Source organism: Nesterenkonia maliinae (genome assembly GCF_051262655.1).
Lineage (GTDB): Bacteria > Actinomycetota > Actinomycetes > Actinomycetales > Micrococcaceae > Nesterenkonia.
On the sequence record NZ_JBIMEY010000001.1, the window covers coordinates 173,575 to 195,617 of the forward strand.

17 protein-coding genes are annotated in these 22,043 nt (G+C 69.3%); 10 read left to right on the plus strand and 7 right to left on the minus strand.

The window, feature by feature from the left end:
- Positions 1–100: 100 nt before the first annotated feature.
- The 3 genes from ACHAA4_RS00785 to ACHAA4_RS00795 are packed head-to-tail and all read right to left on the minus strand — an operon-like array spanning position 101 to position 4,931.
- Complete coding sequence (locus tag ACHAA4_RS00785) at positions 101–1,123, minus strand: NAD-dependent epimerase/dehydratase family protein (protein WP_435772301.1); 1,023 nt, start codon at positions 1,121–1,123, stop codon at positions 101–103.
- On the minus strand, positions 1,120–3,906 hold the full coding sequence (locus ACHAA4_RS00790) for an alpha/beta fold hydrolase (RefSeq protein WP_435772302.1): 2,787 nt from the start codon (positions 3,904–3,906) through the stop codon (positions 1,120–1,122). Before ACHAA4_RS00790 ends, ACHAA4_RS00785 begins: the two co-directional genes overlap by 4 nt.
- Positions 3,903–4,931, minus strand: a complete 1,029-nt coding sequence (locus ACHAA4_RS00795; protein ID WP_435772303.1) for a 3-oxoacyl-ACP synthase III — start codon at positions 4,929–4,931, stop codon at positions 3,903–3,905. The genes ACHAA4_RS00790 and ACHAA4_RS00795 overlap by 4 nt, the downstream gene beginning before the upstream one ends.
- Positions 4,932–4,993: 62 nt before the next feature.
- Between ACHAA4_RS00795 and ACHAA4_RS00800 the strand changes: the two genes are divergently transcribed.
- Positions 4,994–5,650 carry a DUF5998 family protein gene (locus ACHAA4_RS00800; RefSeq protein WP_435772304.1) on the plus strand — a complete coding sequence of 219 codons (657 nt, stop codon included), beginning with the start codon at positions 4,994–4,996 and terminating at the stop codon, positions 5,648–5,650.
- Between the two features lie 13 nt (positions 5,651–5,663).
- Positions 5,664–6,872 (plus strand): alkaline phosphatase family protein, encoded by a 1,209-nt coding sequence (locus tag ACHAA4_RS00805; protein WP_435772305.1) that lies wholly within the window; start codon positions 5,664–5,666, stop codon positions 6,870–6,872.
- 58 nt (positions 6,873–6,930) lie between these two features.
- Here the strand turns inward: ACHAA4_RS00805 and sepH are convergent, their stop codons facing one another.
- On the minus strand, positions 6,931–8,463 hold the full coding sequence (gene sepH, locus ACHAA4_RS00810; RefSeq protein WP_435772306.1) for a septation protein SepH: 1,533 nt from the start codon (positions 8,461–8,463) through the stop codon (positions 6,931–6,933).
- Positions 8,464–8,848: 385 nt separating this feature from the next.
- Here sepH and ACHAA4_RS00815 point away from each other — a divergent pair, with 385 nt between their 5' ends.
- Positions 8,849–9,148 carry a DUF4193 domain-containing protein gene (locus ACHAA4_RS00815; protein WP_435772307.1) on the plus strand — a complete coding sequence of 100 codons (300 nt, stop codon included), beginning with the start codon at positions 8,849–8,851 and terminating at the stop codon, positions 9,146–9,148.
- Between the two features lie 77 nt (positions 9,149–9,225).
- Here the strand turns inward: ACHAA4_RS00815 and ACHAA4_RS00820 are convergent, their stop codons facing one another.
- A complete protein-coding gene (locus ACHAA4_RS00820; protein WP_435772308.1) occupies positions 9,226–9,744 on the minus strand; it encodes a DUF3093 domain-containing protein in 519 nt (172 codons plus the stop codon).
- Between the two features lie 60 nt (positions 9,745–9,804).
- Here ACHAA4_RS00820 and dut point away from each other — a divergent pair, with 60 nt between their 5' ends.
- From dut to ACHAA4_RS00855, 7 genes are all read left to right on the plus strand, one after another.
- Complete coding sequence (gene dut / locus ACHAA4_RS00825; protein ID WP_435772309.1) at positions 9,805–10,245, plus strand: dUTP diphosphatase; 441 nt, start codon at positions 9,805–9,807, stop codon at positions 10,243–10,245.
- A 31-nt stretch (positions 10,246–10,276) separates the two neighbouring features.
- Entirely contained in the window at positions 10,277–11,146 is an 870-nt protein-coding gene (locus ACHAA4_RS00830) for a DUF3710 domain-containing protein (RefSeq protein ID WP_435772310.1), read from the plus strand.
- Positions 11,136–11,960 (plus strand): DUF3159 domain-containing protein, encoded by an 825-nt coding sequence (locus ACHAA4_RS00835; RefSeq protein ID WP_435772311.1) that lies wholly within the window; start codon positions 11,136–11,138, stop codon positions 11,958–11,960. Before ACHAA4_RS00830 ends, ACHAA4_RS00835 begins: the two co-directional genes overlap by 11 nt.
- Positions 11,961–11,967: 7 nt before the next feature.
- Positions 11,968–13,503, plus strand: coding sequence for a class I SAM-dependent RNA methyltransferase (locus ACHAA4_RS00840; RefSeq protein ID WP_435772312.1), 1,536 nt, complete (start codon positions 11,968–11,970; stop codon positions 13,501–13,503).
- A 126-nt stretch (positions 13,504–13,629) separates the two neighbouring features.
- Positions 13,630–16,449, plus strand: a complete 2,820-nt coding sequence (locus ACHAA4_RS00845) for an aconitate hydratase (protein ID WP_435772313.1) — start codon at positions 13,630–13,632, stop codon at positions 16,447–16,449.
- 212 nt (positions 16,450–16,661) lie between these two features.
- Positions 16,662–18,677 carry a 1-deoxy-D-xylulose-5-phosphate synthase gene (dxs, locus tag ACHAA4_RS00850; protein WP_435772314.1) on the plus strand — a complete coding sequence of 672 codons (2,016 nt, stop codon included), beginning with the start codon at positions 16,662–16,664 and terminating at the stop codon, positions 18,675–18,677.
- 2 nt (positions 18,678–18,679) lie between these two features.
- On the plus strand, positions 18,680–19,171 hold the full coding sequence (locus ACHAA4_RS00855; RefSeq protein ID WP_435772315.1) for a hypothetical protein: 492 nt from the start codon (positions 18,680–18,682) through the stop codon (positions 19,169–19,171).
- A 93-nt stretch (positions 19,172–19,264) separates the two neighbouring features.
- Here the strand turns inward: ACHAA4_RS00855 and ACHAA4_RS00860 are convergent, their stop codons facing one another.
- Entirely contained in the window at positions 19,265–19,696 is a 432-nt protein-coding gene (locus ACHAA4_RS00860; RefSeq protein ID WP_435772316.1) for a Rieske (2Fe-2S) protein, read from the minus strand.
- A gap of 159 nt (positions 19,697–19,855) precedes the next feature.
- Positions 19,856–22,033: a 3-hydroxyacyl-CoA dehydrogenase NAD-binding domain-containing protein gene (locus tag ACHAA4_RS00865; RefSeq protein ID WP_435772317.1), complete on the minus strand. Its 2,178-nt coding sequence runs from the start codon at positions 22,031–22,033 to the stop codon at positions 19,856–19,858.
- Positions 22,034–22,043 lie beyond the last annotated feature (10 nt).

The window sequence follows — 22,043 nt, forward strand, 5'->3', positions numbered from 1 at the left end:
CCAGAGCGGACGCTGGACTGTGGAGAACCCCACTCCTCCTGGGCAGTTGCAGATTCCGGTGGATACGTTCCTACCGGAATCTGCAACTGCCCAGGAGGGGTTAGAGGACGCTGCCGGTGGCCTGGATGTGGTCGCGCAGCCTGGCCAGGCCCTGGTCCAGGCTGACCTTCGGGGTCCAGTCCAGCGCCTGCTGGGTGGTGCGCTGGTCGAACCAGTGCGCGGTGGAGAGCTGCTCGGCGAGGAACTTCGTCATCGGGGGTTCGTCGGCGCGCGGGCCGGCGATCGTCTCGCTGAGCGCCCAGACGCGTTCGACGACGGCGCCCAGTCCCTTTGCCAGCCCGGGCGCCAGGCGGAGCCGGGGTGCCGGGGCGCCGCCTGCCGCGGCGATGCCGGTGATCAGCTCGGCGATCGGGCGGGGCTCGCCATTGGTCAGGACCAGCCGCTGTCCCGCGATCTGCGGAAGCCGACGCAGTCCGGCGAGGAACGCGTCCACGGCGTTGTCGATGTAGAGCATGTCCACCAGCGCGGCTCCGGAGCCGAGGATCGGCATCCGTCCGGAGCGGGCGCGGTCGATGATCCGGCTGGTCAGCTGCCCGTCGCCGGGACCCCAGACCAGATGCGGGCGCAGGATCAGCACGTTGAGATCCGTCCCCCCGCGGGCCTCGGCGATGAGCTCGGCCTCAGCCTTGGTCTGCGCGTAGCTGCCCACGGCGTGCTGCGGGTCAGCCGGTCCGGCGCCGGCGCCGATGAGCGAGGCTCCGGCGTGGGCCACCGAGGGGGAGGAGACATGCAGGAAGTCGGTCACCCCGGCCGCCACTGCGGCGTCGAGCATCCGCTGGGTGCCACGCACGTTGACCTCTAAGAAGTCCTCATGCCGACCGGAGACCGAGACCTTGGCGGCCATGTGGATCACGGCATCCTGCCCGGCGGCGGCGCGGGCGACGGCGGCGGAATCGCTGAGCGAGCCGCGCACCTCGCGCACCCCGGCCAGTCCGGAGGTGCCGCGCTGCAGCACCGTGACCTGGAAGCCCTCCTCCGCGAGTCGCTGGGCCACGCTGCGGCCGAGCAGCCCCGAGGCCCCCGTGACCAGGACCCTTGCGCCGGGCTCGATCAGCCGGCTCACGGAGTCCCGACCTTCTCGCCGGCGAGCACCTTCTCGGCCCAGCGGGCCAGTCGGGTGCGATCGATCTTGGAGTTGTGCCGCACATCGGTGGGCAGCTCCTCGAGCACCAGCACGGCCGCCACCGGCACCGAACCTGCGGCCTCGCGGACGCGGGCGGCGAAGCTGGTCTCGGCCACGGGGGAGCTGCTGGTGCGCAGGCTCCGGTCCGCGACGGGCTCCACGATCACCACGACAGCCTGGGTGCCCTGCGGGCCCACCGGCACGGCGGCGCTGCGCGCGACCTCCTCGAGCGCATCGACCGGGGTCTCCACGGTGCCGGGCCCGAGCGGCCCGGCGGGGGTGGTGAGCACGTGCTGCAGCCGCCCCTCGATCCAGAGCCGGTTCTCGGCGTCGAAATGTCCGATGTCGTTGGTCCGGTGCCAGAGCAGCCCGTCCAACGTGTCCCGGCGGGAAGCCCGCTCGGTCTGCCAGAGCCCGTCATAGCTAGCCTTCAGGTGCGCGGCGGAGACCACGATCTCACCAAGCCTGCCGACGGCGTCACTGGGATCCAGCAGCTCGTCCGAGGGCTGTCCCAGCTCGTCCAGCGGAGCCAGCGCGAAGCGCACGCCCGCGACCGGGGTGCCCACGCAGACGCCGGACTGACCGGTGGTGATCGCCTCGATCACCTGCCGGCGCTCGATGTCGGCCTGCAGCAGACCCTCGGTCATTCCGTAGGGGGTATGGATCTCGGCGTTCGGGAAGATCTCCTGGACCGCGTCGAGCAGGTCCGGGTGCACCGGTGCTCCCGCGGAGAGCACCAGCCTGATGTCGGAGAGGCCGCGCCGCTGCAGCGCGCTCAGCTCGCCCGCGGTGGCGACGACGTTGCGCAGCGCCGCGGGGGAGCCGAAGAACATCGTGGCGGTCCCGGCCAGGGCGGCGTCCGCCACGGCCTGGGCGGTCAGCGTGGCCGGGCGGGTCACCGACATGTCGGGAGTCACGGAGGTGGCCCCGATGGCCGGGCCCAGCAGCGCGAAGGGCGCGAAGCCGGCGATCAGCGAAGACCCGGGACTGATGTCGAGGTGCTCGACCAGCAGCGCCACCAGCGCGCCGAGCCGACCGTGGGTGTACATGACGCCCTTGGCCGGGCCGGTGGAGCCGGAGGTGAACAGGATCGCCACAGGGTCCTCGGCGGCCGGGGCGGGCAGCTGGTCCGGGGTGGCGCCCTCGTGGCGGCGCAGCAGCGCCTCCACGGAGGTCACGGTGCCCAGCAGACGGGCCCGGCGGCCGGAGAGGTTCTGCGCGCTGATCCGCTGTCCGGGCCAGCCGAGGCTGCGCGCGAGGGTCAGACCGGGAAGCTCGCCGATGACCCAGTCGGGGCGTGCGGCTCGAACGGCGCGGGTCATCCCGCGGACGCCGAGGCCGGCGTCGGCGACGACTGCCACGGCGCCGATGCGCATGCAGGCATAGAGGATCACGGTCAGCGAGGCGCCGGGCTGGACCAGCAGCGAGACGCGGTCGCCGTGGCGGACACCGGTATGGGTCAGGCCCACTGCCAGCGCATCCACCTGCGCGCGCAGTTCGGCCCAGCTCAGCGCGCGGTCACCGGTGGCGGCATCCTCGGCGCTGCTCCAGGCCTCGGGCTCCGCGGTCATGTCGACGACGGCCGGGCTCAGCCGACGCTCGGAGCGCGCGAGCTCGGTCAGCTGTTCCTGGAGTCCGAGCACCTTCCGCGCCGGGGCAGGAGACTTCAGCTCCGCGCGGGCTTCTCTGCCGGGGCCGAAGTGGTCATCGAGCCAGGTGAAGATGGGGGTGCTCAGGTCCCGGTCCTCGGCGAGCATGTGGCCGGCACCTTCGAAGCGGTGCAGGTCGGCGTGCGGCACGCGGGACTGCAGGTCAGCGAGGTAGCGGTCCTGGAAGACCGGGTCCTTCGGTCCCCAGAGCAGCAGCGTGGGCTTGTCCCACTCGCGCAGGCCGGAGGAGACCTCGGTCAGCGCGGCGCGGGAGACGTGGGAGTTCTCCGCGGGGATGTCGGCGACGAATCCGCCGATGCCGCCGCGCCCGTTCCGTGACGTGTAGGGGGCCCGGTAGGCCTCGCGCACGTCCTCGGGAAGCGTCTGCTCGGTCAGTCCGAGGGTGACCTTGAGGAATGCCTCGCTGGTGACCGTGACGGCGGGGAGCACCGCTGGAGCCATCGCGGCGCGGAGCGCGGCGGGGACCTGATCATCCTCCGGGTGGTCCACGGCGGTGTTCAGCGTGATGGCGGCGTCGACCCGGTCGCGCTGGCGTACGGCCCAGCCCAGCGAGATGATGCCGCCCCAGTCATGTCCGAGGGTGACCAGCCGGGAGCTGGTGTCAACGTCCAGGGTGTCCATGAGCGCGTCGAGGTCGCTCAGGCGGGTCGGGAGCCGCCGGTAGCTGACCGCATCGGCGGCTGGCGGGACCGGGTGGGAGAGCCGGTCGGAGAAGCCCATGTCCAGCTGATCGGGGGCGATGACGCGCCAGGCGGCGCCGCTGTGGGCGCGCTCCAGGGATCCGACGATCACCTCGCGCCACAGGTAGGACCAGGTGGGGTTGCCGTGCACCGCGAGGATCGTGCCGGTGGGTGTGATCCCGCGCGCGGCCAGCGCCGGTCCGGTGTCCAGCACGTGGAAGGTCCGGGCGCCGTCGGCGGTCTTGGCCGTCACCAGCCGGGACCACGCGGGGTCCAGACCGGGGAAGTCCGTGCCGGGGGCGCGGTCAGAGGGAAGCCGCGCAGGCGCGGCGGGAATCGGGGTGAACCGGCCAGTGAGGTCCGAGAGGCTCACCACTGGATCTCCAGCATCGCGGTGTTCAGTCCGGAGCCGACGCCGATGCACAGCACCCGGTCTCCGCGCTGCAGCCGGTCGGCTTCCCTGGAGAGGGTGATCGGCAGCGAGGCGGGTCCGACGTTGCCCAGCTCCGGGAAGGTGACGGGGACGCGCTTCTTGTCCAGCTTGGCGGCCTTCACGATCGAGGAGGTGTGCATCTGCGAGACCTGGTGGGTGACGTAGGTGTCCATGGAGTCCCAGTCGAAGTGCTCGCGGGCATCTTCAAGGGCGTTCATGACCAGCTCGATGCCGCCGTCGAGCAGCCCGCGGGCGTCGGTGTACATGCCGTTGTGATCGCCCACGCACAGACCGTGGTGCTGCGTCGCGGCCCGGGTGACGCCGCCGATGATCCGGTGGCCCTCCGGGTGCAGATCTGCCGGTCCGATCACTGCCGCGGCGGCCCCGCAGCCCAGGGTGAGCGAGGCGAACTCCGCCATGAACTCCTCCCGCGAGGCCATCTTCTCGAGCGAGTTGATCCGCTCGATCGTGGCTTCCTGGACCTTGCGGGTGTCCTCCCCGTTGACGATCAGCACGTATTTGGCCTGACCGGCGTCGATCATCGAGCTGGCAAGCGTGATGGCGTTGACGAAGCCCAGGCAGGCGTTGGTGATGTCGAAGTTCATCGCCGAGGTGGGCAGTCCGAGGTCACTGTGGATCCCGACCGCGACGGAGGGCTCCAGATGTTCCCGCGACACCGAGGTGTTGATCATCATCGAGATGTCCTCGGGTGCTATCCCAGCGGCGGCCAGCGCTCGGCGCCCGGCTTCGGCGGTCCCGGCACGGACATCACCCGGTCCTGACCAGTGGCGGCGAGTCTTCACCCCCGCGACCCGCTGGAGCAGCCCGGTGGGCAGCTTGAGACGTTTGAGCGCATCCGCCAGACGCCGGTCAAGGTCCTTCGACGTGAGGACTTCCGGGGCCTGCACCTCCGTCACGGAGAGGAGAGCGGCGTTGCGGTGATGAAAAGTAGCGTTTCCTGGCACCGGACCAGTATCCCGTATGTGGGGCGCACCCGCGAATCGCGCCACCGGATAGCATGGAATCCATGACGTTCAGCAAGCACGGGTCCGGAGGGCAGCGCAGCCCCGCCCCGACCTCAAGCCTCAAGGAAGCAGTCGAGCGCGGCGGCTTCTATCCCTCTCTGGTGCTGCACACCCTCGATGAGGCACTCGACGAGCGTGAGGCCAGCCATCAGATCGTGCACGTGGACACCCATTTCGACATGGAGGAGGTCCACCGACACATCACCGTGCTCGCCCTGGCCGAGGACATCATCGTCGTCGCCCATCTCGATGACCATGACCTCGAGGCCGACGACGGGCCCGCCTTCGGCCACGGGGACTCCCCGCATCCTCGGCGCGCCGACACCGTGGCGCGGATCTCCACCGAGGTGGTCCCGGTCAGCCGGATCCGCTCGCTGATCCTGTCCGAAGTGCACAGGACTCCGGAGAACTTCACTCCTGAGCGATCACTTGCTGAGGTCTCGTTGAACCTGACCTGGACCGGAGGTGCGCGGTTCGACACCTACCCGGCCGAATGCGGGAACCCGGAGTGTGTGCCCGACCACGGGGACACCGGCAACTGGGTGCCCGAGGACATCGCCCTGCGCATCGCCGCCACCGCCGAGGGCGACACAGCCGTGGACGAGGCCCGCGGATTCGTCCGCGCGCTGCGTCGAGCCTGCATCAAGCACACCCGCTGAACTGCCCGCCGCCATGACCCCCGAGAACCGCCGCGCCCGCCCGCTGCCGCCTGCCCCGGACTACGACGGCGCCCACCTGCGTCATGTGCTGACCTCGGCCGCCGCCTCGCTGGGCCTGGACGGGTTTGAGAACCGGCTGAGCCTCCCCGAGGCCACCGCCACCGTGGTGCTGATGGTCGACGGGCTCGGGGACGCGCTGCTCGCCCGCTACTCCGGCCACGCCCGCTTCCTGGCGTCGGCGTGGCGCAGCTCCAGCGCACAGATCCTCGACGTCGGGGTGCCGACGACGACGGCGGCCTCCCTGGGCTCGCTGGGCACCGGGACCACGCCGGGCGAGCACGGTCTCGTCGGCTACGACATCCTGGCTCCGGAGCTGGGCCGGATGGTCAACATGCTCGGAGGCTGGGACCCCCAGGTCGACCCGGCGCTGTGGCAGCCGCACCCCTCCGTGCTGGCCCGCGCCGCGGCAGCCGGCGCCGGCGTGCTCACCGCGTCCCGACCGAAGTTCGTGGACTCCGGACTCACCCAGGCGGTGCTGAGCGGCGGCGAGTTCCGCGGCGCCGCCAGGATGGACGCTCGCTTCCGGCTCACCACGGACTGGATCCAAGCCCAGCGACCCGCTAAGGGCGCGGTCCGGCAGGGGCCCGCCCCGCGCCAGCTGGTGTATCTCTACGTGGACGAGCTGGACAAGACCGGCCACCGCTATGGGGTGGACTCCCCGCAGTGGTTGGAGATGCTGGAGATGCTCGACGCCGAGGCGGAGCGCTTCACGACGGATCTGCGCCGCCGCTATGGGGATCAAGTCTCGGTGCTGCTGACCGCGGACCACGGCATGGTCGACATCGCCCCGGAGAACCGCCTGGACTTCTCCGCCCAGCCCCAGCTCCTCGAAGGGGTCCGCCACACCGGAGGCGAGCCGCGCCTGGTCCAGCTCTACGCCGAGCCGGGCACCGAGCCCGAGACCATCGCCGCAGCCTGGGAGCAGGAGTATAGGGATCAGGCCTGGATCCTCACCCGCGAGCAGGCCCGCACCGCGGGATGGTTCGGGACCGTGGAGGAGCGGGTCGCTGCGCGCATCGGGGACGTGCTGGTGGCCACCCACAGCGATATCGCGCTCTACCACTGCGACCGGGTCGGCAAGGCCCCGATGGACATGGTGGGCCAGCACGGCTCGCTCACCGAGGCTGAACGCCGCGTGCCGCTGCTGCGTCTGGGCGCCTAGGAGACTGAGCCGGGCCTGATGAGCGGACCGGCCGTGACATGGCACGGTGCGCCCGCCGTCAGTCGTTCTTGGAGCCGAACAGGATGTCGTCCCATTTCGGCATGCTCGCCCGACGCGCCGGTGCACGCTTCCGCGGCTTCTCCGCGGCCTCAGGCTCACTCGACCCAGGCTCGCCCGGCCCAGGCTCGCTCGGCCCAGCCTCGTCCGCGGCGGCTGCCGGGGCCTCGGCTGTGGTGCCGGTGCGCTCCTCAGACTCACCCTCATAGGCGAAGCCCCAGGCGTCGAGCCGGCCATCGCCGGCTCCGGCGGGCGAGTCTTCGGCACCCGACTCGGAGGTGTCAGCGGAGCTGCCGGCTGCAGAGTCTGTCGCGTCAGCCGGGCCGTCGGGTGCGCTGGCGGCAGACCCATCCTCGTCGGCAGGTGCCTCTTCCTGGGCTGTCTGCCGGTTCTTGACCGGGCGCAGCCGGGGCAGCGGAACGGTGGAGTGTTCGTCCTCGTCGCCGGCCGCAGAGCTCCCGGACGTCGCGGGGCTGACCGGGGTCGCTGCGGCACCGGCGGAGCTGTCGCGGTCCTGCGGGTCCTGCCGGTTGAGCATCAGGGCGAGGCGATCGTCGGCCTCGGCATCGGCGCCCAGGCGCTGGCCGCGGCGGGCGCGCAGGACGTCGAGCAGGTCCTCATGCTCGCGTCCCTCGCCCCGGGGGCCGGTCTCGGAGCGAGTCGCTGAAGCGTTGCCCGGCGCGGAGGTACGAGCGCTGCGCGGGCTCGCCTCGGCCTGCCGGGACCCGGCGGAACCGGACGGCGCCCCGGGCGCAGGAGTCGAGGAGGCCTGGGTGGGCACGGAGCCTCCGCGGCGGTCCGCGGCGGTCTCCACGTCAAAGACTGAGTCCACGGCGCTCAGCCGCCTCCGCGCACCGGCAGCAGAGCTCTGGGTCTCACCCTTGCCGTGCGAAGCGCTCGGCGTCGTCGCGGTGAGCGCGCTGAGCGATTCGGCCCAGCGGTTGGCCGCCCGCAGGTGCGAGGTCTCCGGCTGGAAGGTCCACTCCGCCGGGGGCCTGAGGCCGATGCCGGTGCCGTGGGTGGAGGAGGAATCGACGTCGAAGACGCAGGTGATCTGCCACAGGCCGTCCTCACGTCGCCAGGAGTCCCACGCGAGGGTGGTCAGGTCCACATCCATGGCGCGCAGCTGCACCTTGACCATGGCATCGAGGCTTGCCGGATCATCGCCGAAGGCCGCGCGGTGGGCCTCGGCGGAGGAGGCGGGCGCGACCTGAGTGGACCGCGCGCGCTGGGCGATATAGGCCCGCTCGGCGTGGACCGGGCTGGCGTACCGGTCGACATGGGCAGCGGTCAGCCCGGACGCCGCGACCACCTCATCCACGGTGGCCCCGGCGCGGAGCCGGGCCTGGATCTCCCGCGGGGTCAGCGGAGTTGTGGCGGGGCTGGACTGGGACGAACGGACCGGGGGGCGAGTCGCGGCGTGACGCAGGGCTTCATCCATCGGCAGCGCGAACTCCCGCCCTGACTCGTCGGAGAGGATGAGCTGCGCCACGTTCTCCTCGTCATTGACCCCGACGATGCGCAGGTGCTGCATTTGGGCTTCCTCCGAAGAACGAGCTGGTGGTTATTCGGGACACTGTATCGCGGGGAGGTGCAAAAACCGGTGTGGTGCTCAACCACTCCTGGAAGGATTGCTCAATCGGGCCTCCCATGACATTCTTTGCTCCTCATCCCACCTACCAGCTGTGTCGCAAGCCCCTCTGTGTCAGCCCAGGGCTCAACGGGTCCGCAGGATTTGGTCCTGTGATCCGGATAGGACACAATCTGTCCGACCTGAATTTCCCACGTGTTCTACGGACCGGGCATCAGCCCGGGTCGGCAGGGGGTCACGCACAGGGAAATCGCGCTCAATCAGCTTCAACCCGAAGCCGTTCAACGAGCGCTTCGATCTCAAGAATTCGGAGTGTGGAGCACCTCTCATGGCAACCGATTACGACGCCCCGCGGAAGAACGACGACGAAAGCAGCGAAGATTCGATCGAGGAGCTGAAGAACCGGAACACGTCACGGCAGTCCTCTGTGGTCGACGAGGACGAGACCGAGGCCGCTGAAGGGTTCGAGCTCCCCGGTGCCGACCTCTCCGATGAGGAGCTGCAGGTTCGCGTGCTGCCCGCTCAGTCGGATGAGTTCACCTGCTCATCCTGCTTCCTCGTGCGTCATCGCTCCCAGGTGGCTCGCGAGGAGAACGGCATGTTCTTCTGCAAGGACTGCGAGGCCTGAGCGCCTCGCAGCAGAACTGACGCGGAAGCCCTCAGCCAGTGACGGCCTGAGGGTGTCCGCGTCGCCAGAAACTCATATCACTCGAAACTGACGCCGTGCTCCTGCACGGGCTCCACGGAGCCCAACGCGGAGAGCACGGCGTTCGGCTTTCTGGTGGAGAAGAGCCAGTACGGGGTGGCGTCCCGGGGGTCGACGATCTGGGCGGTGATGACCGGCCCGATCCAGCCGCGGATGCACTGGTAGGAGCTCGCATCGAAGCCGGGTCCGAGCTGTTCCCGGGCGGCGTCTCCGCTGTGCGCCACGATCCGGCCCAGGTGCACCGTCTGGATCCGGGCACGTCCCACCCGCAGCCAGCCCGGAGTCACCTCGATGGTCGGGGTGGTGATGACCAGCCCGAAGATCACCAGCCCGATTCCGATGAACATGGTCAGCACCCCGAAGGTGATGCTGATCGGGAAGAAGATCAGCGAGATCGATGCTCCCACCATGACTCCGGCGACCCACAGCCACCAGGCCGGCCACAGCTTCTCGGTGTAGATCGGGGCGGCGTCGCGCGCGGCCCCGGGGGAGGCAGCTTCAGCACTCTCGTCACTCATGCCTCTATCGTCGCATGTCCGACTGAGAGCGGGGTTGAGCCCGACGGTAGACTCGGGGCTGTGAATCGCATCTCAGTACCTCTCAAGCAGCTGGACCCGGACCTCGACGTGCCGCGCTACGCCCATCCCGGTGATGCCGGGGCCGACCTCCTCACCGCGGAAGAGTTCACGCTCGAGCCGGGGGAGCGCCGACTGGTCCCGACCGGTGTCGCGCTGGCCGTCCCGCCGGGGTGGGTCGGTCTGGTGCATCCGCGCAGCGGACTCGCGGTCCGCCACGGGATCACAGTGGTCAATGCCCCGGGGACGGTGGACGCTGGGTATCGTGGTGAGATCAAGGTGTGCCTGCTCAACACGGACCGCCACGAGGCGGTCCACTTCGCCCGTGGAGACCGGATCGCTCAGCTGCTTCTGCAGAAGGTGGAGCAGGCTGACTTCACCCTGGTGGACGAGCTCGAGACGAGCGACCGGGGTGCAGGCGGCTTCGGCTCCACCGGGCGATAGGACAGCAGCAGAACCGACCAGGAGGACAGGCATGCTCTTCGGCAAGAAGAAGACCCCAGCGACGCAGAAACCGGAGACAGATTCGACCCCGGCACCAGCTGCGCAGGCGGAACCAGAACAGAACCAGGCGGCCCAGAACGAGGCAGCCCAGCAGGAGACAGCTCAGAGCCAGGCAGCTCAGCACGACACGGCGCAGACCCAAGCGTCAGGGACCGACGACGCCGTCGCCCCCGGCCCGACGGTGACCTCGGTCGCGAAGCCGGTCACCGAGTCCACGCCCCTGGCGGTGCCGCGGGACTTCCGCGAGCTCGAGTCCAAGAAGGGCTATCTCGACTTCGGTGCGCTGCTGATCCCCACGGCGAAGAACCAGCAGGTCCGCCTGGACATCGACCAGAAGACCAAGCGGGTCGTTGCGCTGACCATCATGGTCGACCAGGCCAGCATCCAGGTCCAGCCCTTCTCCGCCCCGAAGTCAGGCGGCACCTGGAACGAGGTGCTCGAGCAGATCGAAGAATCGGTCATCAAGCAGGAGGGCAGGGTCAAGCGGGTCGACGGACGCTTCGGCAAAGAGCTGGCCGCCCGCGTGCCCACGGTGCTCAAGGACGGACGCAAGGGCTGGCGAGTCGCGCGCTTCATCGGCTACGAAGGCCCGCGCTGGTTCCTGCGCGGGGTGGTCGGGGGCCGCGGCGCGATCGATGCCACTGCGGCACGCGCCGTCGAGGACCTGTTCGCCAAGATCGTGGTCGTCCGCGGTGACGACCCGCTGCCGCCGCGCGAGCTGCTCCGACTGCAGCCCCCCGAGGGTGCCAAGCGGGTGGTGGTCCCGCGCAACCGGGCCCAGCGCCGCGACGACACTCCCAGCCCCAATCCCGCGGCAGCGCCGGTGAGCGATGACCGCTGACCCAGGCCAGCGAGGTCAGGACCCTGAGCGGCGGACAGACCCGGAGCCACGGACGGCGACGGGGTCTCAGAACAACCCGGCGTCGGAGCCGCACTCCGCGCCCGATCCCGCGGCCCAGTTCTCCACGGCCGCGGCCTCGCGGGTGCGCACCGGGGATGACGGATCCATCGACGTGCTGGCCTCGGTCGGGGGAGTGCGCGGACTCGTGGAGTCCTCGCTGCCCGCCGCCGCCTTCCTGATCGCTTTCCTGGTCACCGAGGAGCTGATGACCGCTCTGATCATCTCGGTGGTGATCGGTCTCGGATTCGCCGTCGCGCGGCTGGTGCAGAAGGGCTCCCTGGTACAGACCCTGGCCGGACTGGCCGGGATCCTGATCTGCGCCCTGGTGGCCTACCGGACCGGAGACGCCCGGGACTTCTACGCCTGGGGCTTCCTGATCAATGCCGGCTACCTGCTGGCGTTCCTGGTCTCCATCCTGGTCAAGTGGCCGTTCCTCGGTCTGCTCTTCGGCGTCGTCCGCGGCGAGGGACTCGATTGGCGCAAGGATCCGGTGCGTCGTCGTCGGTATTCGCTGGCCACCTGGCTGCTGCTCGCCGTCCCGGCACTGCGCCTGATCATCCAGGTCCCGCTCTACCTCGCCGACGATGTGGCCGGTCTCGGGACCGCCCGTCTGGTCATGGGGATTCCGCTCTACGCGCTGGCGCTGTGGGTCGGCTGGCTCATCTCGCGGCCTCCGCAGAGCCCGCTCGTGCTCTCGGCAGACGAGGCCGACGCAGCCGCCGCCGACCAGGCCGAACAAGAGAAGAGATGGTGAATCCGCGATGACGCAGACCCTGACGCTGGACATCGGTCCGATGGCCCACGGGGGCCACTGTGTGGCCCGCCACGAGGGTCGCGTCGTCTTCGTCCGCCACGCCATCCCGGGGGAGACCGTACGCGCCCGGGTCACCGAAGGCGGACCCGGGGCCAAATACTGGCGGGCCGACGTCGTCGAGGTGATCAACGCCTCCGACTACCGCCGCCGGCACATCTGGAAGCTCGCCGACTCGCTGCGCGCCCACGAGAACGACCGGCTCCCGGTGGGCGGCGCCGAGTTCGGCCACATCACCGACCAGCACCAGCGTCGGCTCAAGGGCCAGGTCTTCCGGGACACCATGCACCGCATCGGCGGATTCTCGATCCACGACCAGCGCCTGCCGCTGGCCTCCGGCGATGGGGAGGTCCACGTCCAGGATGTGCTCTCCGACGGGCCCTATCACGGTCTGCACTGGCGGACCCGGGCAAGCTTCGCGGTCAGCGCCGAAGGCGTGCTGAGCATGAAGCCACACCGCAGCAACGAGCTCATCGAGCTGCGCGGGATGCCGCTGGCCGTGTCCTCGATCCACGAGAGCGGGATCTTCGGCTACTGCTTCAAGGGTGCTGATCGAGTGGACGCTGTTGCCGCCGGGGCCGGACCGCAGGTCACCCTGGTCGTGCACGCGCGGACCGGTCTGGGAGAGGCCGAGCGCGAGGAGCTCATCGAACGGCTGCTGGTGCTGAACCGCCGCGAGCCGGACATCGCCAACATCGTGCTCGGCACCTCACAGCCGGAACCGGCGCCCAGCCGAAGTCGCAGCGCCGGACGCCGAGGTCGCGGAGAGCGTCCCGGCCCCGGAGCACGCACCCAGAACGGAACGGCAGCGCCGCGCCCGGAGCGGATCAGCTACGCCGTCGTCGCCGGGTCCCGCACCATCACCGAAGCGCTGCCGCTGCCAGCCGGCCCCGAAGCCGGCCCCGACGCCGGACCGGACGCCGGCCCGGCCCTGCCGACGCTGTCCAGGGTGGAGATCCAGCCCGAGGACTTCTGGCAGATCCACCGCAACGCCCCCAGCTGCCTGGTCACGGCCGTGGACGCGATGGCCCAGGTGCCTCGAGGCGCCTCCGTGGCGGACCTCTACGCCGGAGCCGGCCTCTTCACCGCCTGGGCCGCGCAGCTGGCCGGCCCCGAGGGATCGGTGCTCAGCGTCGAGGGTGCACCAGGCTCCAGCGCCAGCGCGGCCCAACTGTTCTCCGGCTCGCCCCAGGTGGAGGTGCTGCAGGCTCCGGTGGAGGCGGTCCTGGGCAAGCTCGCCCAGCGGGAGCTGATCGTGCTGGATCCCCCGCGCACCGGAGCCGGGGAGCGCGTGATCGCCGGGATCGACGCCTCCGGCGCCCGCGAGGTCGTCTACGTCTCCTGCGAACCCTCCTCCTTCGCCCGGGATGCCAAGTCCCTGATGGCCCGTGGCTGGGAGCTCGCGGACCTGGAGGTCTTCGACCTGTACCCCAACACCCACCACATGGAATCCGTGGCGCTGTTCCGCGCACCTCATCGCAGGTGAACGGCGCGCCAGGGGCCCTATGACGGGCGTCTCAGATATCTGAAAGAGTAGACTGAACACCGATCCATCGGCCCCGCATGTCATCTGCGCGGGCTGGCACGACTGGCAACTAATAAGGAGTCCCGAGTGAATAATGCGGACAGCTATGGGGCCAAAGGCGTCCTCAACGTCGACGGCACCGACTATGAAATCTTCCGACTCAACGCAGTGGAGGGGCACGACTCCCTCCCGTACAGCCTGAAGGTCCTGCTCGAGAACCTCCTGCGCACCGAAGACGGTGCCAACGTCACCGCCGAGCACATCAAGGCTCTGGCGCAGTGGGACGAGAACGCGCAGCCCGACACCGAGATCCAGTTCACCCCCGCCCGAGTCCTGATGCAGGACTTCACCGGAGTGCCCTGCGTGGTGGACCTGGCGACCATGCGTGAGGCCGTCAAGGAGCTCGGCGGCAAGCCCGAGCAGATCAACCCGTTGGCACCCGCCGAGATGGTGATCGATCACTCCGTCCAGATCGACTCCTTCGGCAACTCCGACGCCATGGAACGCAATATGGACATGGAGTACCAGCGCAACGGCGAGCGGTACCAGTTCCTGCGCTGGGGCCAGACCGCGTTCGACGACTTCAAGGTCGTTCCCCCGGGCATGGGCATCGTCCACCAGGTCAACATCGAGAACCTGGCCCGCACCGTGATGACCCGCGAGGTCGACGGCACCCTGCGCGCCTACCCCGACACCTGTGTCGGCACCGACTCGCACACCACCATGGAGAACGGCCTGGGCGTGCTCGGCTGGGGCGTGGGCGGCATCGAGGCCGAGGCCGCGATGCTCGGCCAGCCGATCTCCATGCTGATCCCGCGCGTGGTCGGCTTCAAGCTCAGCGGGTCCATCCCTGCCGGCGCCACCGCCACCGACGTGGTGCTCACCATCACCCAGATGCTGCGCGAGCACGGCGTGGTGGGCAAGTTCGTGGAGTTCTACGGCGAAGGTGTGGCGGCAGTGCCGCTGGCCAACCGCGCCACCATCGGCAACATGTCCCCGGAGTTCGGCTCCACTGCAGCGATGTTCCCGATCGACGAGGTCACCATGGGCTACCTGCGGCTCACCGGACGCACCGAGGAGCAGCTGGCGCTGATCGAGGCCTACGCCAAGGAACAGGGCATGTGGCACGACCCCTCCCGCGAGCTGCGCTTCTCTGAGTTCCTCGAGCTGGACCTCTCCACCGTGGTGCCGTCCATCGCCGGCCCGAAGCGTCCCCAGGACCGCATCGAGCTCACCGACGCCAAGGAGCAGTTCCGGAAGGACATCTACAACTACGCCCAGGACGGCTCGGTGACCAACGGCGCCGTCGACGACGCCTCCGAGGAGTCCTTCCCGGCCTCTGACGCGCCCTCTCACGATGCGACCGACGAGCAGACCGAGGCCGACAGGCCCCGGGACACCTCGGGCGCCCCGGTCGAGGGCCGCCCCTCGAACCCGACCCCGGTTTCCATGCCGGATGGTCGTGAGTTCCACCTCGATCACGGCGCAGTCTCCATCGCCTCGATCACCTCCTGCACCAACACCTCGAACCCGAACGTGATGATGGCGGCCGGCGTGCTGGCTCGCAACGCCTCGGAGAAGGGGCTGAAGAGCAAGCCCTGGGTCAAGACCTCGCTGGCGCCGGGCTCGAAGGTCGTCACCGACTACTACGAGAAGTCCGGCCTGACGGAGTACCTCGAGAACATCGGCTTCTACCTGGTCGGCTACGGCTGCACCACCTGCATCGGCAACTCCGGTCCGCTGGAGGAGGAGATCTCGCAGAAGATCCAGGAGCAGGACCTCGCCGTGACCTCGGTGCTCTCGGGGAACCGCAACTTCGAAGGCCGGATCAACCCGGACGTGAAGATGAACTACCTGGCCTCCCCGCCGCTGGTGGTCGCCTACGCCCTGGCCGGATCCATGGACTTCGACTTCGAGAATGAGCCGCTGGGCCACGACGAGTCAGGCAAGGCGATCTTCCTGGCCGACATCTGGCCGGACCCGGTGGAGGTCCAGGAGATCATCGACGCGTCCATCGACACCGAGATGTTCACCTCCAAGTACGCCACCGTCTTCGACGGCGATCACCGCTGGCAGGAGCTGGAGACCCCCGAGGGCTCCACCTTCGCCTGGGACGAGGACTCCACCTACGTGCGGAAGCCCCCGTACTTCGAGGGCATGGAGCTCGAGCCCTCGGCGGTCACCGACATCGAGGGCGCCCGGGTGCTGCTGAAGCTCGGCGACTCGGTCACCACCGACCACATCTCCCCGGCAGGCTCCTTCAAGTCGGACACCCCGGCCGGTCGGTACCTGCTGGAGAACGGCGTGGCGCGCAAGGACTTCAACTCCTACGGCTCCCGCCGTGGCAACCACGAAGTCATGATCCGCGGCACCTTCGCGAACATCCGCATCAAGAACGAGCTGCTCGACGGCGTGGAGGGCGGCTACACCCGCGACTTCACCCAGGAGGGTGCTCCGCAGGCCGCGGTCTACGATGCCGCGGTCAACTACCAGGAGGCCGGCATTCCGCTGGTGGTCCTGGGCGGCAAGGAATACGGCTCCGGCTCCTCGCGTGACTGGGCTGCCAAGGGCACGAGCCTGCTCGGCGTCCGCGCGGTCATCACGCAGTCCTTCGAGCGGATCCACCGTTCGAACCTCATCGGCATGGGCGTGCTGCCGCTGCAGTTCCCCGAGGGCGAATCAGCCGACACCCTCGGCCTGACCGGCCTCGAGACCTTCTCCATCTCGGGGGTGACCAAGCTGAACGACGGCACCACTCCGAAGACGCTCAAGGTCACCGCGGTGAAGGAGGACGGCGACGAGGTCAGCTTTGACGCCGTGCTGCGCATCGACACCCCGGGCGAGGCCGACTACTACCGCAACGGCGGGATCCTGCAGTACGTGCTGCGTTCGCTGGTGAAGAAGTAGACGGCATGAGCCTGCGAAGCTGACCGGCTGGGCTGCCGACCGGCTTCGGCCGGCTCACGCGAGGAGGGGCGCTTCGATCTTCGGATCGGGGCGCCCCTGCTGCGTGTGGGAGAACGTGTGAGCGGTCCACCGCGCCGGTCGTAAGTCGGTGTACGTGTCATCACCCTGCGTCAAGAACCCGCCGCGCACGGCGCGAGAGGTAGACTGCGGCAATGAGTATTCTGCAGACAATCACGTCTCCGCAGGAGCTGTCCAAGCTCAGCGACGAGCAGATGGAGAGGCTGTCGGCAGAGATCCGACAGTTCCTCATCGCCAATGTCTCCAAGACCGGCGGACATATGGGGCCCAACCTCGGGGTGGTCGAACTGACCCTCGCGATCCACCGGGTCTTCGACTCTCCGCGCGATTCCATCATCTTCGACACCGGCCACCAGTCCTATGTGCACAAGCTGGTCACCGGACGTCAGGACTTCTCCACGCTGCGTCAGGCCGGCGGCATCGCCGGCTACCCGGAGCGGGCCGAGTCCGTGCACGACATCGTGGAGTCCTCCCACGCCTCCTCCTCTCTCTCCTGGGCCGACGGCATCTCCAAGGCCCGGGTGCTCGCCGGGGAGTCCGAACGCTGTGTGATCCCGGTGATCGGCGACGGCGCACTCACCGGCGGCATGGCCTGGGAGGCGCTGAACAACATCGCTGCGGACAAAGACCGCCGCGTGATCATCGTGGTCAACGACAACGGCCGCTCCTACGCGCCCACCGTCGGGGGACTGGCCGACCAGCTGGGCCGGCTGCGCCGGAACTTCCTGGACAAGGTCCGCACTCACCGGACCTATGAGAACATCATGGACGGCACCAAGCACAAGCTGCAGAACGGCGGACCGATGGGCCAGATGGTCTACCGAAGCCTGCATGCCGCGAAGAAGGGCGCCAAAGACTTCTGGGCCCCGCAGGGACTCTTCGAGGACCTCGGCATGAAGTACATCGGACCGGTGGACGGCCATGACCAGCGTGCGCTGGAGGAGGCCCTCACCGACGCCAAGAATTACGGCGGGCCGGTCATCGTCCACGCACTCACGGAGAAGGGCAAGGGCTATGCTCCTGCCCGCGCCGACGAGAACGACCAGTTCCACGCGGTCGGGGTCATCGACCCGGAGACCGGCGAACCGGTGCATCGCGGCGGCGCCCGCTCCTGGACCTCGGTGTTCGAAGAAGAGATCACCGCCATCGCCGATGAACGCGAGGACATCGTCGCGCTCACCGGAGCGATGATGATTCCCGTGGGCCTGCGCAGCTTCGCACAGAAGCACCCCGATCGGGTCTTCGACGTCGGCATCGCCGAACAGCACGCCCTGACCTCCGCCGCAGGGCTCGCCTTCGGCGGACTGCACCCGGTGGTCGCGATCTACGCGACCTTCCTGAACCGCGCGTTCGACCAGCTGCTGATGGACGTCGCGCTGCACCGCGCCGGCGTCACGGTGGTCCTGGACCGGGCCGGCGTCACCGGCCCCGACGGTCCCAGCCATCACGGCATGTGGGACCTCTCGCTGCTGCAGATCGTCCCGGGGCTTCGGATCGCGGCACCGCGAGACTCCACCCGACTCAGGGAGGAGCTGCGCGAAGCGGTGGCCGTGGACGACGCCCCGACCGTGCTGCGCTTCTCCAAGGGGTCGGTCAACGGTGAGATCGACGCGCTCGAGCGGCTCGAGGACGGAGTCGACGTGCTCTGGCGCACGGCCGACAGCTCGGACACGAGCACCGAGACCCAAAAGCCCTACGCCCACGACGTGCTCATCGTCTCCGTGGGCACCATGGCCGAGCTCTCCCTCGACGTCGCCCAGCGTCTCGGCGATCAGGGCATCAGCGCCACCGTGGTGGACCCGCGCTGGGTCCTGCCCGTCCCGGACTCGGTGGTCTCCCTGGCCGCCCGACACCGCACCGTCATCTGCATCGAGGACGGCGTCAAGGCCGGCGGCGTGGGCTCACGCATCCGGCAGAGCATGCGCGAGGCAGGCGTGGACACCGGCCTCAACGAGGTCGGGCTCCCCGTGGAGTTCCTCGCCCACGGCACCCGCGGCGAAGTCCTCGAACGGGTGGGTCTCACCGCCCAGAAGATCACCCAGGACGCCGTCGGCCAGGTCCTCGGCACGAAGGTGCCCTACGCCCGCCCGCTGCCCGGGGACCCGTTCCCCACCGGCCAGATCCCCAGTCTCCGTACCCGAAAGGCCTGACATTGATCACTCTCTACCGCCGCGACGAGCAGGCCTGGAACTACCGCGAAGCCTGGTACGACGAAGCGGCCGGAGAGTTCGTCATCCACCACGGGGTGCTCGGCGCCAACGGCAAGCTGACCTCCGAGAGGGCCGATGCTGAGGAGGCCGAGCAGCTGCTCGAAAGCTTCATCGCCCAGTGCCGGGCCGACGGCTACACGGAACCCCCGGCCGAGTCGCAGATCGAGATCCGCCTGCTCTACCCGCTCAAGGGCGAGACGCCCAGCGCCTCCGAGGAGCGCAACATCGGTGCTGTGCACCGTGACGTGCTGGCCATTCTGGCCTGGCGCGGTCTGGGTCTGCTCAGCGATCCGGTGATCGAAGCCCACGACGGCGGTCACGCCTCGGTCATGAGGATCACGACGCTGCACCAGGGCAAGGCCCGGGAAGCCGTGAAGGCCGCCGTGCGCGGCGGCGATGTGCCCGCCTCGAAGATCGAGCTGCGCGTTGGCTGAGCAGGCAGTCGAGGCAGCCAAGGCCGCCGTGGACCCCTAGGGCACTCGGGCCCCGGAGCTGCGGCAGCGAGCCGAGCCTCTCAGCAGTCCGGCCTACGCCTGGACCCTGATCGTGTCCCCGCTGATCTCGGCGGGGTAGCGGGTCAGCGGATCGTTCGCCGGACCACCCTCGGCGGCACCGGTCTCGAGGTTGAAGATGGAGCCGTGGCAGGGGCAGGCAAAGCGCTCCGGCTCCGTGCCCACGGCACACCCCTGATGGGTGCAGACCGCGGAGAACGCGTGGATCGTGGACTCATCGCTGCGGTGCAGCAGAAGCTGAGTCTCGCCGACCTCAGCTGTGCTGCTCGCTCCGACCTCCAGCTCACCGAGCGGCATCACATCGGTCCAGGTGCCGCCTTCGGCAAGGGTCGGGGTCGCCGACTCGGGGGACCCACCGACTCCGCAGGCGGTCAGCAGCGTCGCCGAGCCAGCGGTCAGGGCCGAGGCGTGCAGGAATCGACGGCGGTCACAGCATGGCGAGGTCATGCGGCCCATTCTACGAGTGATCGGTCCGGGTCCAGACTCTGTGTCGGCGCGCTGACCTGCGCCTGCACCGCATCTGGACCCGGACCCCGTGAGACTCGCACTGACCGATGCCCGCCCCTGAGAGCCGCAGCTCAGGGTTGCAGCGGGTCCCGGAACGGCTCAGTCGCGCGTGCTGAACGTCCGGCCGTTGACGCGTTCGCTCGCGCCCACCTGATCCAGGTACGGGGTGATCCCTCCGCGGTGCAGCGGCCATCCGGCCCCGAGGATCATGCACAGATCCACGTCCTGGCGGGAAGCGACGACGCCCTCATCGAGCATCATCCCGATCTCCTCCGCGAGAGCATCCTGGACCGTGGTGAGCAGCTCCTCCTCGGTGCGCGGTGAGTCTCCGAAGCTCATCAGGTCTGTGGTGCTGTCCTTGATATAGGGCTGGCCGGTGACATTGGGCTGGCCGGCGTCGTCGGTGCTCCAGATCTCGGTGACCCCGGCATCGATGAGCCGCTGCAGGTTGGCCGAGACGTGGAAACGCTCCCCGAAGCTGGCATGCAGGGACTCGGTGACGTGCTGGGCCACCGGGATGCCGACCATCGCGAGCAGCGTGAACGGGCTCATCGGCAGTCCGATGGGCTTCAGCGCGGCGTCGGCCGTGGCGGCGTCGGTGCCCTCGTCGAAGGCCTTCTGCACCTCACTCATCAGCCGCAGCAGCACCCGGTTGACCACGAACGCGGTCGAATCACTGGTGAGCACGGGGGTCTTGCGCAGTCCGGCGGCGAGGGCGAAGGCGGTCGCGATCGGCTCATCGGCGGTCTGTGGCGCCCGGGCGATCTCCACCAGCGGCATGGCGGCCACCGGGTTGAAGAAGTGGAAGCCGATGACCCGCTCGGGATGCGCCAGGTCGGCCGCCATCTCGGTGACCGAGAGCGAGGAGGTGTTCGTCGCCAGGATCGTCTCGGCGGGCACGACCTGCTCCAGCTCGGCGAAGACCTGCTTCTTGACGCTGATCTCCTCGAAGACCGCCTCGATGACGAAGTCGGCGTCGGCGTAGACGGACTTTTCGGTGGAGCCGGTGATCAGCCCGCGCAGCCCGGCGGCCTGTTCGGCACTGAGCCGACCCCTCTTGGCCTGCTTCTCGAGCTGAGCCGCGATGTGCTCAAGACCCTTGTCCACGCGGGTCTGATCGATGTCGGTGAGCACCACCGGCACCTGCAGCTGCGCGGCGAAGACCATCGCGAGTTGGGAGGCCATGAGTCCTGCACCGACGACTCCCACCTTGGTGATGCTCCGGGGCTGGACCTCGGGCACTCCGGCGGGACGCTTGGCGCGCTTCTGCAGCAGGTTCAGGAACGCATAGACGGTGTTGCGGAACTCATCAGTGAGCATCAGATCGCCCAGCGCCTCGCATTCGGCGGCCCGGCTCTGCTCCCGCGTCCGCTCAGGCACCTGGGAGAACAGATCCAGCGCGCGACGAGGTGCGGGTGCGGAGGGCCCGAGCTTGGTCGCCACGGTCCGCTCGGCGGCGGCGATGGCGCGGGTCCATGCCTCGGGGGAGTCGTCATGGCTGCGGTGTGTGGCCAGCTGCTGTGTGGTGGTCTCGTCCCCGGTGATGACCCGGGCGGCGTAGGCAAGGGATTCGGCCTCGAAGGTCTCGGCGTCGAGGAGCTCATCGGCGATGCCCAGCGCGTGGACCTTCTGCCCGGTCAGGGTGCGGTTGTTGTTCAGCGCATTGGTGAAGATGACCTCGGCGGCGGCCTCGGGTCCGATCAGGTGCGGAAGCCGGTAGATCCCGCCCCAGCCCGGGACCAGGCCCAAGAATGCTTCGGGCAGTCCGATCCCCTTGGCAGCGGTGGAGACCGTGCGGTGCTGTGCGGCCAGCGCAATCTCGAGCCCCCCGCCCAGCGCGGTGCCGTTGATGAATGCGAAGCTGGGGACCGGGAAGTCCTCCAGGAGCCGGTAGGCGTGGTGGCCCAGGTCTGCCATCGCGGTGGAGTGGTCCCGGGAGTCCACCCGTTCGGCGGCGCCGAGGTCGGCACCGGCGGCGAGCACCCCGGGCTTCCCGATCACGGCGATGCCCGCGATCTCTCCGGCGCGGGCGCGGGGCAGCTGTGCGGCGAGGACCTCGGCGAACTCGATCAGGCTGCTCGGGCCCAGCGTGGAGGGACGTTTGGGGTGATCGTTGTCCAGGCGCACCAGGACCAGGGTGCCGGCGCCGGCCGGCAGGACCACGTCCTCGGCCCTGGAATGGGTGATGACCTCGTCGCTGAAGGCGGCCGCCAGGTCGCTGAAGCGGGAGAAGTCCAGGGCCTCTGCGGGGATCTCGGGTGAGTGCGCTCGTGTCATGTGGTGGCCT

Excerpts from the sequence above, each read along its gene's own strand:
- ACHAA4_RS00860 (WP_435772316.1), bottom strand. The coding sequence starts at position 19,696 with ATGACCTCGCCATGCTGTGACCGCCGTCGATTCCTGCACGCCTCGGCC.
- ACHAA4_RS00830 (WP_435772310.1), top strand. The coding sequence starts at position 10,277 with ATGCTCTTCGGCAAGAAGAAGACCCCAGCGACGCAGAAACCGGAGACA.
- ACHAA4_RS00805 (WP_435772305.1), top strand. The coding sequence starts at position 5,664 with ATGACCCCCGAGAACCGCCGCGCCCGCCCGCTGCCGCCTGCCCCGGAC.
- sepH (WP_435772306.1), bottom strand. The coding sequence starts at position 8,463 with ATGCAGCACCTGCGCATCGTCGGGGTCAATGACGAGGAGAACGTGGCG.
- ACHAA4_RS00865 (WP_435772317.1), bottom strand. The coding sequence starts at position 22,033 with ATGACACGAGCGCACTCACCCGAGATCCCCGCAGAGGCCCTGGACTTC.
- ACHAA4_RS00820 (WP_435772308.1), bottom strand. The coding sequence starts at position 9,744 with ATGAGTGACGAGAGTGCTGAAGCTGCCTCCCCCGGGGCCGCGCGCGAC.
- ACHAA4_RS00835 (WP_435772311.1), top strand. The coding sequence starts at position 11,136 with ATGACCGCTGACCCAGGCCAGCGAGGTCAGGACCCTGAGCGGCGGACA.
- ACHAA4_RS00800 (WP_435772304.1), top strand. The coding sequence starts at position 4,994 with ATGACGTTCAGCAAGCACGGGTCCGGAGGGCAGCGCAGCCCCGCCCCG.
- ACHAA4_RS00840 (WP_435772312.1), top strand. The coding sequence starts at position 11,968 with ATGACGCAGACCCTGACGCTGGACATCGGTCCGATGGCCCACGGGGGC.
- dxs (WP_435772314.1), top strand. The coding sequence starts at position 16,662 with ATGAGTATTCTGCAGACAATCACGTCTCCGCAGGAGCTGTCCAAGCTC.
- ACHAA4_RS00815 (WP_435772307.1), top strand. The coding sequence starts at position 8,849 with ATGGCAACCGATTACGACGCCCCGCGGAAGAACGACGACGAAAGCAGC.